The organism is Pollutimonas sp. M17, assembly GCF_025836975.1.
Classification (GTDB): Bacteria; Pseudomonadota; Gammaproteobacteria; order Burkholderiales; family Burkholderiaceae_B.
In genome coordinates this window covers 897,347-912,759 of record NZ_CP107548.1, presented here as the reverse complement: position 1 = coordinate 912,759, position 15,413 = coordinate 897,347, and the positions used below count along the sequence as shown (strand labels likewise).

General features: G+C 63.5%; 16 protein-coding genes. 6 read left to right on the top strand and 10 right to left on the bottom strand.

The annotated features are described in order from the left end of the window. The first annotated feature begins 189 nt into the window (after window positions 1-189). From tal to OEG81_RS04375, 4 genes are all read left to right on the top strand, one after another. Window positions 190-1,149, top strand: a complete 960-nt coding sequence (gene tal, locus OEG81_RS04390) for a transaldolase (protein ID WP_264131505.1) — start codon at window positions 190-192, stop codon at window positions 1,147-1,149. A 43-nt stretch (window positions 1,150-1,192) separates the two neighbouring features. After that, window positions 1,193-1,621, top strand: a complete 429-nt coding sequence (locus OEG81_RS04385; protein WP_264131504.1) for a VOC family protein — start codon at window positions 1,193-1,195, stop codon at window positions 1,619-1,621. A gap of 29 nt (window positions 1,622-1,650) precedes the next feature. Beyond that, the gene (locus OEG81_RS04380; protein ID WP_264131503.1) at window positions 1,651-2,787 is read left to right on the top strand and encodes a winged helix-turn-helix domain-containing protein; all 1,137 of its coding nucleotides are present in this window, start codon (window positions 1,651-1,653) and stop codon (window positions 2,785-2,787) included. Window positions 2,788-2,848: 61 nt separating this feature from the next. After that, window positions 2,849-3,919, top strand: coding sequence for a PA0069 family radical SAM protein (locus tag OEG81_RS04375; RefSeq protein WP_264131502.1), 1,071 nt, complete (start codon window positions 2,849-2,851; stop codon window positions 3,917-3,919). 137 nt (window positions 3,920-4,056) lie between these two features. On the opposite strand, the gene OEG81_RS04370 is transcribed toward OEG81_RS04375, so the two are convergent. Further along, entirely contained in the window at window positions 4,057-4,998 is a 942-nt protein-coding gene (locus tag OEG81_RS04370) for a LysR family transcriptional regulator (RefSeq protein WP_264131501.1), read from the bottom strand. A 119-nt stretch (window positions 4,999-5,117) separates the two neighbouring features. Here OEG81_RS04370 and OEG81_RS04365 point away from each other — a divergent pair, with 119 nt between their 5' ends. Beyond that, the gene (locus OEG81_RS04365; RefSeq protein ID WP_264131500.1) at window positions 5,118-5,885 is read left to right on the top strand and encodes an SDR family oxidoreductase; all 768 of its coding nucleotides are present in this window, start codon (window positions 5,118-5,120) and stop codon (window positions 5,883-5,885) included. A 184-nt stretch (window positions 5,886-6,069) separates the two neighbouring features. After that, window positions 6,070-7,197: an aminotransferase class V-fold PLP-dependent enzyme gene (locus OEG81_RS04360; RefSeq protein WP_264131499.1), complete on the top strand. Its 1,128-nt coding sequence runs from the start codon at window positions 6,070-6,072 to the stop codon at window positions 7,195-7,197. A 56-nt stretch (window positions 7,198-7,253) separates the two neighbouring features. Here the strand turns inward: OEG81_RS04360 and OEG81_RS04355 are convergent, their stop codons facing one another. The 9 genes from OEG81_RS04355 to OEG81_RS04315 form a co-directional block, all read right to left on the bottom strand. After that, on the bottom strand, window positions 7,254-7,832 hold the full coding sequence (locus OEG81_RS04355; protein ID WP_264131498.1) for an NUDIX domain-containing protein: 579 nt from the start codon (window positions 7,830-7,832) through the stop codon (window positions 7,254-7,256). Window positions 7,833-7,993: 161 nt separating this feature from the next. Beyond that, window positions 7,994-8,374, bottom strand: coding sequence for an RNA-binding S4 domain-containing protein (locus OEG81_RS04350; protein WP_264131497.1), 381 nt, complete (start codon window positions 8,372-8,374; stop codon window positions 7,994-7,996). A 57-nt stretch (window positions 8,375-8,431) separates the two neighbouring features. Then, window positions 8,432-9,535 carry a tRNA 2-selenouridine(34) synthase MnmH gene (mnmH, locus tag OEG81_RS04345; protein WP_264131496.1) on the bottom strand — a complete coding sequence of 368 codons (1,104 nt, stop codon included), beginning with the start codon at window positions 9,533-9,535 and terminating at the stop codon, window positions 8,432-8,434. Between the two features lie 90 nt (window positions 9,536-9,625). Next, window positions 9,626-10,420 carry an ABC transporter permease gene (locus tag OEG81_RS04340; protein ID WP_264131495.1) on the bottom strand — a complete coding sequence of 265 codons (795 nt, stop codon included), beginning with the start codon at window positions 10,418-10,420 and terminating at the stop codon, window positions 9,626-9,628. 1 nt (window position 10,421) lies between these two features. After that, entirely contained in the window at window positions 10,422-11,231 is an 810-nt protein-coding gene (locus OEG81_RS04335; protein ID WP_264131494.1) for an ABC transporter ATP-binding protein, read from the bottom strand. Further along, window positions 11,224-12,264 carry an ABC transporter substrate-binding protein gene (locus OEG81_RS04330; protein ID WP_264131493.1) on the bottom strand — a complete coding sequence of 347 codons (1,041 nt, stop codon included), beginning with the start codon at window positions 12,262-12,264 and terminating at the stop codon, window positions 11,224-11,226. Before OEG81_RS04330 ends, OEG81_RS04335 begins: the two co-directional genes overlap by 8 nt. Window positions 12,265-12,353: 89 nt before the next feature. Beyond that, window positions 12,354-12,962, bottom strand: a complete 609-nt coding sequence (recR, locus tag OEG81_RS04325) for a recombination mediator RecR (protein ID WP_264131492.1) — start codon at window positions 12,960-12,962, stop codon at window positions 12,354-12,356. Next, window positions 12,962-13,288: a YbaB/EbfC family nucleoid-associated protein gene (locus OEG81_RS04320; RefSeq protein WP_264131491.1), complete on the bottom strand. Its 327-nt coding sequence runs from the start codon at window positions 13,286-13,288 to the stop codon at window positions 12,962-12,964. Before OEG81_RS04320 ends, recR begins: the two co-directional genes overlap by 1 nt. A gap of 41 nt (window positions 13,289-13,329) precedes the next feature. Further along, window positions 13,330-15,411 carry a DNA polymerase III subunit gamma/tau gene (locus OEG81_RS04315; protein ID WP_264131490.1) on the bottom strand — a complete coding sequence of 694 codons (2,082 nt, stop codon included), beginning with the start codon at window positions 15,409-15,411 and terminating at the stop codon, window positions 13,330-13,332. Window positions 15,412-15,413 lie beyond the last annotated feature (2 nt).

Below are 15,413 nucleotides of genomic sequence, written 5' to 3'. Positions count from 1 at the left end.
GTTGTAAAGTCAGTAATTAAACCTTCTAATTATACCTTGAGACTGGTATGGTCTGAATGAATGGGTATAAATTAGGATGCAAAACCAGGCCGCGCGCCTGTATGCTTTGCAATAGCTAGTCTACAGCCAGCCCACGCCCGTACCAAGGCCCTGGCCCGCTTTGTATTGTTTTGAACGGTGTAAAAAATCATGTCCAACCAGCTCGATTCCCTGCGTCAGTTTACGACCGTCGTCGCCGATACCGGCGATTTCGATACCATGCGCAAGCATCGCCCCACCGATGCCACGACCAACCCCTCCCTCATCCTGAAAGCAGTCCAGCTCGAGGAAAACCGGCACCTGCTGGAAAAAACGATCGCCGACCATGCCGGCGCCTCCAGCGCCGAACTGGCCGACCAGCTGCTCGTCGCTTTCGGAAAGGAAATCCTCGGCATCATTCCCGGCCGGGTCTCGACGGAAGTCGACGCCCGGCTGTCCTTCGACACTCAGGCCAGCATCGAGCGCGCCCGCCAGATCATCGGCATGTACCGGCGCGCCGGCATCGAGCGCGAACGCGTGCTCATCAAGCTGGCATCCACCTGGGAAGGCATCCAGGCCGCCAAGGCGCTGCAGGCCGAGGGCATACGCTGCAATATGACGCTGCTGTTCGCCCTGCCCCAGGCGCTGGCCTGCGCCCAGGCCAAGGTGCAGCTGATATCGCCCTTCGTGGGCCGCATCTACGATTGGCACAAGAAGGCGGCGGGCGCCCAGTGGGACGAAGCCGCCAATGCCGGCTCCTCCGATCCCGGCGTGCTGTCGGTAAAGCGCATCTACGACTACTACAAGGCCTACGACATTCCCACTGAAATCATGGGTGCCAGCTTCCGCAACATCGGGCAGATACGCGCGCTGGCGGGCTGCGACCTGCTGACCATCAGCCCCGAGCTGCTGAATCAGCTGTCGCAAAGCACCGAGCCGCTGGAAAAGGCTCTGGACCCGCAGGAAGCCCGGAAAACCGCGCCCGAATGGGTGGCCAGCAACGAAGTCGCCTTCCGGACCGAACTGAACCAGGACGCCATGGCCACTGAAAAGCTGGCCGAAGGCATACGGGTGTTCACGGCCGACGGCATCAAGCTGGATACGCTCATCGCGCAGGCCCGGCAAAAGTAAAAGCAGTGTGCAGGCAACGGCAAATAGCTGAACCGGAGAAGCAATGGAAATAAATGAGCTGCATCGCGGTCGATTGATCGACCACATCCAATTGGTGGTACGCGACTTGAACGCCAGCCAGGCCTTCTATTCCGCCATCTTCGATACGCTGGGCATACCCATAGGCGGCATGGGCGACGGCTTTTTCTGGGCCGACGAACTGGTGGTCTCCAGCGCCGATAGCCCGGCTGCTCAGGGCCGGCTGACCGGTCCCGTTCACCTGGCATTCCAGGCAAGCGACCAGGCCATGGTCGCCGCCTTTTACAAGGCGGCGCTGGATCACGGCGGCAAAGATAACGGCGCCCCGGGATTGCGTGAATACCATCCGGACTATTACGCCGCTTTTGTGATCGACCCCGACGGCAACAATATCGAAGCGGTATTTCATGGCCCGGCTCAGCGCAGCGCCCCCTCAGTCAAAGTGACGTTTTGAACCGCTTTCGTCCGGGACATTAAGCAAGCATGCGGTGCGATATAAGCCAGCCGCAGGCCCGCCGCCTATGGCTGCGCGCCCAAAGACTGAATACCGACGCCCCATTCGGCGGCGGGCCCCAAGCCACGCCCGCGGCAGTCCAGCACCTGGGCTATGTGCAGATCGACACCATCAACGTCATCGAGCGCTGTCACCATCACATCCTTTGGACACGCATTCCCGATTACCGGCGCGATCATTTGCGGCAGGCGCAAAGCGTGGACAGAACGGTGTTCGAATACTGGACTCATGCTTTATCGTACATTCCAGTGAACGATCTACGATTCTTCATGGGCGACATGCAACGGCAACGCCTGTCGCCGCGAAGCTGGTTCAGTTCCGTGACGGAAAGCGACCTTCGCAGAGTGATCGCTCGCGTTCGCGACAACGGAGCATTATCGATACGCGATATCGATGATGACGAATTGGTGGAAAAAGATCATGCCTGGGCCAGCCGCAAGCCTTCCAAACGGGCATTGCAGCTGGCTTTTCACATCGGCAAACTGACGGTCAGCGAACGTACCGGCATGTTGAAGACCTATGAGCTCATGGACCGGCATTTTCAATGGGACAGACCGCCCAGGAAGGCCAGCGAGAAACAGGTCATCGACTACCTGCTCGACCGGGCGCTGCGGTCGCAAGGCCTGGTCAGCCTGGACTCCGCCTGCCATCTGAACGCGTGGCGCAAGTCTCTGCTTCGCCTGGCCATCGAGAAACGGGTGAAACAAGGGAAGCTGGTTCCCGTGGCGATAGACGGCGCCGGCAAGGTCGAGCACTGGTCGCTTCCCGAAACAGTGGCCGATATCCCGCCGGAAGCGGCAGGCGTGCATATTCTTTCGCCGTTCGATCCATTGGTCATCCAGCGCAAGCGGCTGAAAATGTTCTTCGGCTACGAGCATCTTTTTGAAGCCTATGTGCCCAAAGAGAAGCGCATTTACGGCTATATGGGCCTGCCGGTGCTGATCGATGACGAAATCGTGGCGGTTCTGGACCTGAAGGCGGATCGCGCCCGCCGCGAACTGCTGCTGCAGGCATGGACCTGGGTGGGCCGGGGCCGGGCATCCGCGCATAAGCGCCTGATCGAAGAAAAACTGGACGCCTTCGAACGATTCCAGTTCGCGCCCTGAGCAGGCCGCGGCACGTCCGCTATATACTGTTTATTTATACAGTATATAGCGGGGCCAAACCATGCGCGATACACCCATCAAGGGCCGGGGAAGCGTGTCGAACAGGACGTCACGATTCGAAGAGTTCCAACGCATATCGTTCGACGATGAATGGACCACGAGCCAGCCGGACGACACCCTCCGGCCCGCCACGACCGTGACCGTCGAGACGGCCAAATCCATCATTTCCCGCAACGAGTCGCCCGACATTCCCTTCGACCGGTCCATCAATCCCTACAGGGGCTGCGAGCATGGATGCATCTATTGCTATGCTCGGCCGACCCACGCCTACCTGAATCATTCGCCCGGCCTGGATTTCGAAACGAAGCTCTATGCCAAGACCAATGCGGCCGAGCTGCTGCGCAAAGCCTTGTCCAGCCCGTCGTATACGCCGAAGCTGATCGCGCTGGGCGCCAACACCGACCCCTATCAGCCCGTGGAACGTCGGCTGCGGATAACGGCCTCGATTCTGGATGTGCTGGATGAGTTCAATCACCCCGTCGCCATTACGACCAAGTCCGCGTCCATCACGCGGGACATCGACCTGCTTGCCCGTATGGCCGAAAGGAAGCTGGTCCGGGTGTTCATGTCCATCGGCACGCTGGACCGCGATATCGCCCGAACGCTGGAACCGCGCGCCAGCACCCCCGGCGCACGCCTGGAAGCCCTGCGCAGGCTGAGCGGGGCGGGCGTGCCAAGCGGCGTCATCGTGGCCCCCGTCATTCCCGCGCTGACCGACCATGACATGGAAAAAGTCCTGTTCAGCGCCAAGGACGCCGGCGCCATGAGTGCCGCCTACGTCCTGCTGCGGCTGCCGCTGGAAATCGCCGCTCTCTTCCAGGAATGGCTGGCTGCCCATCATCCCTTGAAGGAAGCCCATGTCATGAACCTGCTCAAGCAGATGCGCGGCGGCCGCGTTTACGATTCCGATTTCAGGACACGAATGCAAGGCGCCGGCATTTTTGCGGAACTTCTCGAGCAGCGCTTCAGGAAAGCCTGTGCGAAAGCGGGCCTGAACCGGGTACGGCCCGTTCTGGATACATCCCTGTTCCGCCGCCCATCCGTCGAAACGCGGCAATTGCAGCTGTTTTGAACAGGCGGGGCTTCATTCGGCAAAAACGGAAGCGGGCCCCTCGCCGTTTCGCCCGGCAGCACGGCGGCATGGCGCTCCAGGCCTTTCGAGAAGGATTCGATGTCGTTGAAACGGTGCCGGCCATGGCAAGCGCGGCGCTATCGAACCGCTGGCCCGCCGTCGCCGCGCACCAATCGGGCGAATCCACGTTCCTGGAACTGCTCGATGACGAAATCCACGAACACCCTGGTCCGCGCCGGCAGAAGCTTTTTCGCGGGATAGTACAAGGAGATCGGTCCGGCGTCGGCCCACCAGCCGGGAAGCACGCGCAGCAATGCGCCGCTGCGCAGCCAGGGCGCGGCGAACGGCATGGGCAGCAGGGCAACGCCCAGGCCCATCATGGCCGCTTGGCACATTGCCTCGGGATCGTCGAAGACGAGACGCGGAACAAGGTCTGCAATCGCGGTCTCGCCGGCGGCGTTGCGCAAGGAATAGTGATTGGTGCGTCCATTATGGAGGGAGCGCCGCAAGATTCCGTCAAGCGCTGCAAGGTCCGGCGGAGTGCGCGGATCGGGCTTTCCCGCGATGTACGATGGCGACGCGACGGCCACGATATGAACGCGGCCGAGCTCGCGCGCAACCATGCCCGGCTTCAGGCTCAATCCGCCGCCTATCCCTGCGTCGAAGCCCTCGCCGATCAGGTCGGCCTGCCTGTTCTCGAAACGCCAATCAGGCACGATGGCCGGATAGCGCCTCAAGAACTCGCCCAGCATCGGAAGCAGATAAGCGCGCCCGAAAGCCGGGCCCATGCTGACACGCAAGGTGCCGGCGGGCTGTTTGTCTTGCGTTGAAGCGTGATCGACCGCGTCGGAAAGCGTGGCAAGTGCGCCGGCAATCTGCTGCAGCAAGCGTTCGCCGCCTTCGGTGAGCGCCAGTTTCCGGGTGCTGCGCTGGAACAGGCGCATGCCCAGCGAGGCTTCCAAGCGGGCGACATTCTTGCTGACGGCCGCCGGCGTCAGGCCCAGCAAGCGGGCAGCCGCCGAGAAGCTGCCGTTCTCGGCGGATTTAACGAAACACTCCAGATGGCTGAGCGGCTGCATTTCGCTATTTTCAACCAATAGTTGAAATTAATCCATCCCATTCATGGCTACCGGACACGCAGTGGAAAGCGGACACTGCCCGTGTTTCTTTTCCATTTCATCTTTCTGGAGCAGCCATCATGAACAGCAATGCAACTTCCTCCGCCTCCCCTCTTCTCGCCGGAAAAGCCGCCTTCGTCACCGGCGGCGCCCGGGGCATAGGCGCGGCCATTGTCCGACGCCTGGCCCGCGACGGCGCGGCAGTGGCCTTCACCTACACTTCGTCGGCAAGCACGGCGGACGCGCTCGCCGCCGAGATCCAGACCGCGGGCGGCCGGGCGCTGGCGATCCAGGCCGACAGCGCCGACGCCGCCGCGCTGTCGGCCGCCATCGATGAAGCCGCCGCCTCGTTCGGCCGCCTGGACGTGCTGGTCAATAACGCCGGTGTGGCCTTGATGGGCGACCTGGACTCTTTCGCTCTGGAGGATTTCGACCGTACCCTGGCTGTCAACGTACGCGCTGTCTTCATAGCCGTACAGGCCGCGGCGCGGCATATGGATGAAGGCGGGCGCATCGTTACCATCGGCAGCGTCAATGCGGACCGCATGCCCTGGGCCGGCGGTTCGGCCTATGCCATGAGCAAGGCGGCGGTGGCGGGCCTGACCCGGGGCCTGGCGCGCGACCTGGGGCCGCGCGGCATTACCGTCAACAATGTGCAGCCCGGCCCGACCGCCACGGACATGAATCCCGAGGATGGCCCCATGGCCGCCGACATGCACGGGCTAATGGCGTTGGAAAGGCATGCCCAGCCTGAAGAAATCGCAGGCATGGTGGCCTACCTGGCCGGCCCCGAGGCAGGCATGGTGACGGGCGCGAGCCTGTCGATCGACGGCGGCTTCACCGCCTGAACCAGGCCGGCTGGCCCGGAAAACAGCCATTCCCGGATGGATTCCGCATGGGCTTACCTTGGCGTGACTATCAGTCTAAAATCGACCGGCTATCACGAAGTGGTATTGCCCCGCGGGAGATCGGCGATCTCCTTGTCCCGCGCACCGGGTCCGATCGGTCCTTGCGCTATTCTTGGAGAACACCATGCCTGGCCTGCTGCCCGACGTCGACCCCGATGGATTGCTTGAATACTCGGTGGTTTACACCGACCGCGCCCTGAACCACATGTCGGGCTCCTTCCAGGGAGTGATGAAAGACATTTCCCGCAGCCTGAAACAGGTCTACAAAGCCGAATCGGCCATCGTCGTGCCCGGCAGCGGCACCTTCGGCATGGAAGCGGTCGCGCGCCAGTTTGCAAGCGGCAAGAAATGCCTGGTGATCCGCAATGGCTGGTTCAGCTTCCGCTGGAGCCAGATCTTCGACATGGGCAACATCCCGGCCGAAACCCGTGTCCTGAAGGCGTCCCCGGTGGCCGAGGGCGCCCAGGCCGCTTACGCACCCCCGGCCATCGAGGAAGTCGTGGCCGCCATCAAGGAATACAAGCCCGACCTGGTGCTTGCCGCGCACGTCGAGACCGCATCGGGCATCATGCTGCCCGATGACTACATGCGACAGGTCGCGGCGGCGATACACGACGAGGGCGGGCTGTTCGTCCTGGATTGCATCGCCTCGGGCACGATCTGGGTCGACATGCGGGCCGTGGGCGTCGACGTGCTGATCAGCGCTCCCCAAAAGGGCTGGACGTCCTCGGCATGCTGCGCCCTGGTCATGCTGGGCGAGTCGGCCCGAAAGCAAATCGAAGGCACCACCAGCACCAGCTTCGCCTGCGACCTGCGCAAATGGCTGCAGATCATGGAATCCTACGAGCAAGGCGGCTTTGCCTACCATGCCACCATGCCGACCGATTCATTGAAGGTCTTGCGCGACGTCATGGCCGAGACCGAGACCTACGGCTTTGACAAGGTGCGCGCCGAGCAGCAGGAGCTGGGCGACAAGGTACGCGCGCTGCTGCGCGGCAAAGGCTACAAGAGCGTGGCCGCAAAGGGCTTCGAGGCGCCCGGCGTAGTGGTCAGCTACACCGACGACGACGGCATTCACTCGGCCAGGAAATTCGCCCAGGCCGGCCTGCAGGCCGCGGCCGGCGTGCCGCTGCAATGCGACGAGCCGCAAGGCTTCAAGACTTTCCGTATCGGACTGTTCGGCCTGGACAAGCTGCACAATATCGACCGCACGGTGGCAAGCCTGGAAACCGCCCTGGACAAAATGAAATAAGCGGCGCCGGCGCCGAGCCTGGAGGGGCGAAGATTGGGATCGCCCGAGGCCTCCGATCAAGCCTTCCAGTCCAGAGGCCAGGCGCCCGTGCGGACGTTTTGCAGCCACAACGTGCAGCTTAGCGTCTTGGCATCGGTAATGCCGCCCTCGCGGCAAGCGTCGAACAGCGCCTGCACAGGCATGGCGCGCACTTCCAGAAATTCGTCGGCATCCAGCTGCGGCGGCCCGGAAATCAGATTGCGGGCGAAGAAGATATGGATGACTTCGGTGGAATAGGCGATGGCCAGGTGCATGGCGCCTGCATAGGCCCACTCCCCGCCGCTGAAGCCGGTTTCCTCCAGCAGTTCGCGCTTCGCGCATAGCAACGGGTCCTCGCCCGGGTCCAGCTTGCCTGCGGGAAACTCCGTCATGACCCGGTCGACCGGATAGCGGAATTGGCGCTCCACCAGCACGTGATCGTCGTCCAGCAAGGGGATGATGACGACCGCGCCGGGGTGCACGATGTATTCGCGGCTGGCGCTGTTTCCGTCCGGCAGGCGGACGGTATCGCGCCGGGCCTTCAGGAAGCTCCCGTCGAACAGGCGCTGGCTTTCAAGCAAGGTTTCGATCAGATGGGCGTCGGCGGATTCGGGCATGAATGCTCTGCTTAAAAAAATGGATTGTCGGTGCCGGCGTGCTGCCGATTCGAATATTCACAGGGCAAACAGCAGGCCCAGGGCGGCTCGGACCAAGGGAACACCGCGTACACGATCATAAACCGGGATGGTTTCATCGCGATGAAAGGTTCCCCCCCTTTCTATTTTCCACGCATCAGGTCGATCCGCCGCCGATCGCGCTTCGTGGGCCGCCGAGCGGCCATATCGTGGGCGGGCTCGGGCGCAAGCCGCCTCATTTCGGCGGCCTGTTCACGCGCCGCAACGCTTTCAGGCGTTTCCTCGTACAGGCGGCTGGCCACGGTGGCGGGTCCGCGCACGCTGCTCAGCCCGCACACGCGCACCAGGGTGGCCGGATCCCCCTTGCGGACGCTGACCAGGTCGCCCACCGCGATCTCGCGCGCCGGCTTGGCCTGCTGCCCGTTCACCTGCACCCTGCCCTTGATGATTTCATCCGCCGCCAGGCTGCGTGTCTTGTAGAAACGCGCGGCCCAAAGCCATTTATCGATCCGGATTTTTTCCATTTCACGCCTCCCGGCACTTTCCATGCCAACCCGCCCGGAGATGACCCCGCGCAGCCATCACGCCGGCTGGCTGCGATGGCGCAGGTAGTCCAGCACGGCAAGCCGGCCGCCCGTGAATACGATGCGCTCCGCATGCTTTTCTCGCTGGTAGGCATACATGGGATCGTAGTATTCGCTCAGCAGACCTTCTATCCAGCCGCGATGCGCATCGACCGACCCGCTGCGCCGCTGCTCCGCCAAGGCGGCGTCCATGATGGCCGACAGCCGCCGATAGCGTTCCCATCCCAGGCGCCTGACTATCTTGGACAGGCAGTGCCGCAGCCGCTCCGCAAATGCCTCGAAGCCGTCCTCTTGGCCATGCAGCGCAACGAACTGCGCGCATAGGTCGACGACGTAATCACCCAGGATGCGCTGGACGCGCCCCTCAAGGCTGTCTTCCAGCCAGACCAGCGGCCACTCGGGCATCTTCCGATACAGCGCAAGCGGCAGCGAACAGCTTCCCACCATGCGGCTCTCCTCTTCCAGGACGAACCGCTGCACACCTAGGGAACGTTTCTTCAGCAGGTCGATGGCCAGCACATTCTCGAAATCGATCTGCGCCGGCTGCGGCCTTGCGTGCCGACCGAAGCTCGACCCCCGATGCCGCGCGTGGTGCTCCAGATCGATGCCATTGTCCAGTCGAGCCAGAAGTTCGGTCTTGCCCACGCCGGTCAGCCCGCCCAGCAGGATGAAGCCGCATTCCGACACCGCCGCCTCGGTGGTCTGAAGCAGAAAACCGCGCATGGCCTTGTATCCGCCGTCGATGCGCGGGTAGTCGATCCCGGCCTCTTCCTTGAGCCACTGCTGGCTGATTTGCGAACGCAAGCCGCCCCGGAAGCAGTACAGGTAGCCATCGGGATGAGCCCGGGCGAAATCCGCCCAAGCCTGGATGCGTTCGGCCTTGACCGCTCCCGACACCAGGCGGTGCCCCAGGTCGATGGCAGCCTGGCTGCCCTTTTGCGTGTAGCAAGTGCCGACCCTGGCGCGTTCGTCGTCGTCCATCAGGGGCCGGTTCAGCGCTTGCGGAAACGCGCCCTTGGAAAACTCGACCGGGGCGCGCACATCCAGCAGCGGCGCATCGCGCAGGAAGATTTCGCGGTAATCGCCGCTGTTTCCAGGCATTCAGGCCATCCCGATCGCGAAACCCGGCCGGTGTGCGCAATTCGGAAAGGAGTCGCCACGGAGGAAGCGTATCGGCCGATTCATGGCAATCTACAGCTTTTCGGTTTCGCCCGCCTTGGGCTTCCAGGCCAGCAGGCGTTCCTCCACCACGGTGACCAGGGCGTCCAGCAACAAGGCGAAAAGCGTCAGCACGACAATGCCCGCGAACACGGTGTTCACATCCAGGGTGCCTTCGGCCTGCAGGATAAGGTAGCCCACGCCGCTCGCGGAACCCAGGTATTCGCCCACCACCGCACCCACGAAAGCCAGGCCGACCGACGTGTGCAGGCTGGAAAACACCCAGCTGGTGGCCGAGGGAATATACACATGACGCAGCAGTTGCTTGCGATTGGCGCCCAGCATGCGGGCGTTGTCCAGCAAGGTGGTGCTGACCTCGCGCACGCCTTGGTAGACGTTGAAGAAAACGATGAAAAACACCAGAGTCACGGCCAGCGCCACCTTGGACCAGATGCCCAGGCCGAACCACATGCCGAATATCGGCGCCAGGATGACGCGCGGCATGGAGTTGGCGGCGGTGATGTAGGGGTCGAGCAGCGCACTGGCGCCGCGCGACAGGCCCAGCCAAAGGCCGAAGCCCAGGCCCGCGACCGTGCCGATGACGAAAGCCAGCACGGTCTCGGTCAGCGTCACGCCCAGATGCCGGTAGATGTCGGCGTTGGTCACGAACCAGGCCCAGATGACTTTGGCCACTTCGACCGGCTGCCCGAAGAAGAAGGCGAAGTTCCGGTCTTGCGAGGCCAGGTGCCAGGCGACCAGGACGATGACCAGGAGCAGCACCTGCCAGAACCGCAGGCGCAAGGAATTGGATTTGAATGACTTCGACATCTCAGGCCCGTTTCTGTTGGGCATAGCCCTTTAGCACTTCTTCACGCAACACATCCCAGATAGCCTTGTGCAGTTCGATGAACCGCGTGTTGCTGCGCACCTCGGCAACGTCCCGCGGCCGCGGTATATCGATATCGAACTCGCCGATGGGATGGGTGGCGGGTCCGGCCGACAGAACGACCACGCGGTCGCTCATGGCGATGGCTTCATCCAGATCGTGCGTGATGAACAGCACGGCCTTGCGCTTGGCCATCCACAGATCGAGGACTTCGTTTTCCATGAGCTGACGCGTCTGGACGTCGAGCGCCGAGAAGGGTTCGTCCATGAGGATGATGTCGGGATCGCGTATGAGCGTTTGCGCAAGCATGGCGCGCTTGCGCATGCCGCCGGACATCTGGTGCGGATAGCGGTTCTCGAAACCGCCCAGCCCCACCCGCTTCAGCCACTCCAGCCCTTGCGCCCTGGCCTGATCCGCCGGCATGCCCGCGAATTCGAGCCCCGCGGTTACGTTGGACAAGGCGCTGCGCCAGGGCATGAGGGCTTCGCCCTGGAACATGTAGCCGGCGCGATGGTTCACGCCGTGCAAAGGCTTGCCGAAAACCTTGACCTGGCCCGATGAAGGCTGCAGCAGGCCCGCCCCGACATTGAGCAGGGTGGACTTGCCGCAGCCGGTGGGCCCCACCACCGAAACGAATTCGCCCGGGGCGATGGCGATGGAGGCCTCTTTTACAGCCGTATAGCTTTTACCCGCCCCCTCGTTCGAGGCGAAGGTGCAGGTAATGTTTTCAAGCAGCAGTGCGGCATCAAGCATGGGGATATTTTTTATTGGCTTTGGCAACGAAATCGTTGGTCCAGATCTTGGACACGTCGATCTTGTCGGCGGGGAAGTTGGGTACGAAGGCCGCCAGCGCCTTGAGCGCCGTTTGCGGGCCGTCATCCGCCACGGTGCCGTCCGGCGACAGGGCTTCCTTGTTGCCCTTCAAGGCAAGCTTGTACAGCTCGGGATCGCCCAGCAGATAGCCCTCGGGCACGACCTTGGCGATTTCATCCGGGCTGGCGGCCTGTATCCATTTGTCGGCGCGCACGATGGCGTTGGCCAGCGCCTGGGTGGTGTTGGGATTCTTGTCGATGAATTCCTGCGAGGTGTACAGGCAGCCCGACGGCATGTTGCCGCCGAAAATCTGGTGGGTGTCCTTAAGGGTGCGCGTGTCGGCGATGATCTGGACGGCGTCTTCCTTGACCAGGGTGCTGATGACGGGATCCAGATTGGCCATGGCGTCGATCTGGCCGGTGCGCATGGCGGTGATGGCGCCCGCGCCGGCTCCCACCCCGACAAAGGATACATCGGTGGGTTTCAGGCCATGCTGGGCCAGGAAGAAGCTGGCCATCATGTTGGTGGACGAGCCGGGCGCCGTGACGCCGATTTTCTTGCCCTTGAGGTCGGCCGGCGACTTGTAGCCGGCCATGGTTCTCTTGGAGACCACCAGAACGATCATGGGCGCCTGGCCCTGCTGCGCAAAGGCGCGATAGGCCTGGCCCTTGGATTGCAGGTTGATCGTGTGCTCGAAGGCGCCGGAGACGACGTCGGCGCTGCCCCCGACCACGGCCTGCAAGGCCTTGGAGCCGCCCGCGAAATCGACGATCTTGGCATCCAGGCCTTCGTCCTTGAAGTAGCCCTTGATATGGGCAATGGACAGGGGCAGGTAATAGATGAGGGCCTGGCCGCCGACGGCGATGGTTACTTCTTTCTTTTCAAGCGCCTGGGCGCGGGCTGCGCCGGGAACCACGGTTGCGGCACCGGCTGCGCCGGCCAATTTGAGCAAATCACGACGTGATACGGACATGGAAAGTCTCCTGGAAAAAAATTATTTCCCGATATTACCCGAGAATATTGCACCTGCTTATCGGGAGTTGCACCATGCCGATCGTCGAATCAGGTGCTGCGCCGCTCCATCAGGGCCCAGGCGATGGTTCCGGCATCGACGTACTCCAGTTCGCTGCCGGCGGGCACGCCGCGCGCCAGACGGCTGACCGACAGGCCCTGGGCGCGCAGCAGTTCCGACAGGTAGTGCGCCGTGGTTTCGCCTTCGGCCGTGAAGTTGGTGGCCAGTATGACTTCACGCACCACGCCGTCGCTGGCCCGCTTCACCAGGCGGTCGAAGCGCAGCTCCTGCGGCCCCACCCCCTCGAGCGGCGCCAGGCGCCCCATCAGCACGTAGTACAGGCCGCGATAGCCGTGGCTGGACTCGATCATGTTCTGGTCGGCGGGCGTTTCGACCACGCAAAGCACCGAGCCGTCGCGCTTGGGGTTGGCGCAGGTGGCGCAGACTTCCTCTTCGGCAAAGCCGTTGCAGCGCGTGCAATGGCGCAGGTCCTTCACGGCCGAGGCGAGCGCGCGGCTCAGCTGATCGGCGGCGGTCAGGTCGTGCTGCATCAGGTGGTAAGCCATGCGCCTGGCCGAACGCAGCCCCACGCCGGGCAAACGGCGCAAGGCCTCGATGAGCGTGGTGAGCGGTTCGGGCTCGGGCAGCGGCGCTTGCATCAGAACGGCAGTTTCATTCCAGGCGGCAAGGGCATGCCGGCCGTCACGGACGACATTTTCTCTTGCGAAGTGGCATCGGCTTTGCGCAATGCGTCGTTGAACGCCGCCGCCACGAGGTCTTCGAGCATGTCCTTATCGTCCGCCAGCAAGCTGGGGTCGATGGCAACGCGCTTCACGTCATGCCGACAGCTCATGGAGACCTTGACCAGGCCGCCTCCGGAAGCGCCTTCGACGATGATCTCCGCCAGGGCTTCCTGCGCCTTTTTCATGTTTTCCTGCATTTGCTGGGCCTGGCGCATCAAACCGGCGATCTGACCTTTCATCATGATTGGTTTTCCTGAGAGATAGAAACAAAGAAGAAAAAAGCCTACGCGGCCCGATGCCGGGGCGTGGCGCTGATGGAGCCCGGCACCACCTGGGCGCCGAATTCGTTGACGAGGGTTTGCACGAAGGGGTCGTTGGCGACGGCCTGCTCGGCCTGCTTCTGCCGCTCGGCCCTCTGCAACTGTTCGTGGGCATGCGCGGTTTCATCGCCGGTGGCCCCGTATTCGACATCGAGCTGGACCACGGCGCCGAAATATTCCGACAGCACCGTGCACAGCCGCGATTTTCCGGGGCTTTCGGCCAGCGTACGTATGGCCACGCGCAAGGTGACCTGATCGCCCTGCGAACCCAGCCACTCGCTTTGGCGCGCCAGTTCGGCGGCCAGCCCGGTCAGGGGCAGCGAGGCGGCCAGCGCGGGCCATGCCTGGGCGTCCATGTCGCGCAAGCGGGGCGCCTTGGCTTTCTTGCGCTCGGCGGCGAACAGGGCCGGCACCATGTCTTCTTGCGGGCCTTGCGCCGGCACGAAGCCGTCCGGCGCCTCGTCGGGATCGCCCAGGCCCACGGGCTCGTAGCCCGCATCGTCGAAATATTCCTCGTCGGGAATATGCATGGTTTCGAAGCCGCCCGCATCGTCGTCCGGTGCACCGGGGGGCTCGGCTGCGCGAGCCGCGATCGGCGCCGGGGCAGCCACCGCGCCCTGCTCGTCCGCATGCCCGGCCGGCGGCTGCGCGTCGCCGGCGGATTGCGGAGCGTCTTCCCAGGCGGGAACATCGTCGCTTCCAGGAGGGGAAGCCTTCCGCGCGGCCGCGGCGGCCAAGGCCGGATCCATGGGGGCCGGCGCCTGGACGCGGGCGACCGGCGCATCGTTGCGCAACGCCGCGGCGGGAGGCTGCTGCTGAACGATGGGAGCAGCCGGGCCGGCGCTTGCCGCCGGCGATGGCTCGGGCGCCGCCTTGGGTTCCGTCTGGGGCCGGGTTCCGGTTTCCACCTGGGGCGGTTCGGCACGGGCGCGCCCATCGCCAGGCGGCGGCGCCGACGCATTGGCGGGAGCCAGCGCCAGCATGCGCAGGCAGGCCATGACGAAACCGGCATATTCATCGGGCGCCAGGGAAAGCTCCTGGCGGCTATGCACCGCCACGGAATAGAAAAGCTGGGCCTGATCGGGATGCAGCGCGCCGGCCAGCCGGACGATGTCTTCGGCCAGGGGATCGTCGTCGGGTATCGTGCCCGGGATGCGCTGCTGGATGGCAATGCGCGACAGCAATACGGCCAGGTCGCCCAAGGCGCCGGTATAAGACAGGCCGCGCGCCGCCAGTTCGTTGGCAACGTCCAGCACCTTTGCGGCGCTGCCGTCCGCCAGGGCCTGCAACAGCTCGACCAGATGGCGCTGGTCGATGGTGCCCAGCATGCCTTGCACCGCCTCGCCGGTAAGGTTGCCCGCGCTATAGGCGATGGCCTGGTCGGTCAATGACAGCGCATCGCGCATGGAGCCCGAGGCGGCCTGCGCGAGCAGGCGCAGGGCGGGAGTCTCGAACGGTATGCTTTCCTGGTCGAGCACGCTCTTCAGGTGCCCGACGATGGACTCGCCGGTCATCTGCTTCAGGTTGAACTGCAGGCAGCGCGACAGAACGGTAACGGGAATCTTCTGGGGGTCGGTGGTCGCCAGTATGAATTTGACGTGGGGCGGCGGCTCTTCGAGCGTTTTCAGCATGGCGTTGAACGCATGCCCCGTCAGCATATGGACTTCGTCGATCATGTAGACCTTGAAGCGTCCGCTGCCCGGCGCATACACCGCCTGCTCCAGCAACTGCGTCATTTCCTCGACGCCCCGGTTGGACGCGGCGTCGAGTTCGACATAGTCGACGAAGCGGCCGGCATCGATCTCGGTGCAGGCGCGGCAAACGCCGCAGGGCGTGGCCGTGATGCCGGTTTCGCAGTTCAGCGACTTGGCAAGGATGCGCGACAGCGTGGTCTTGCCCACCCCTCTGGTGCCCGTGAACAGCCAGGCATGGTGCAGCCGCTGCGTGGAAAGCGCATGCGTCAAGGCACGAACCACGTGATCCTGGCCGATAAGGGTGTCGAACGAACGTGGCCGCCATTTACGCGCCAGTACCAGATAAGTCATGC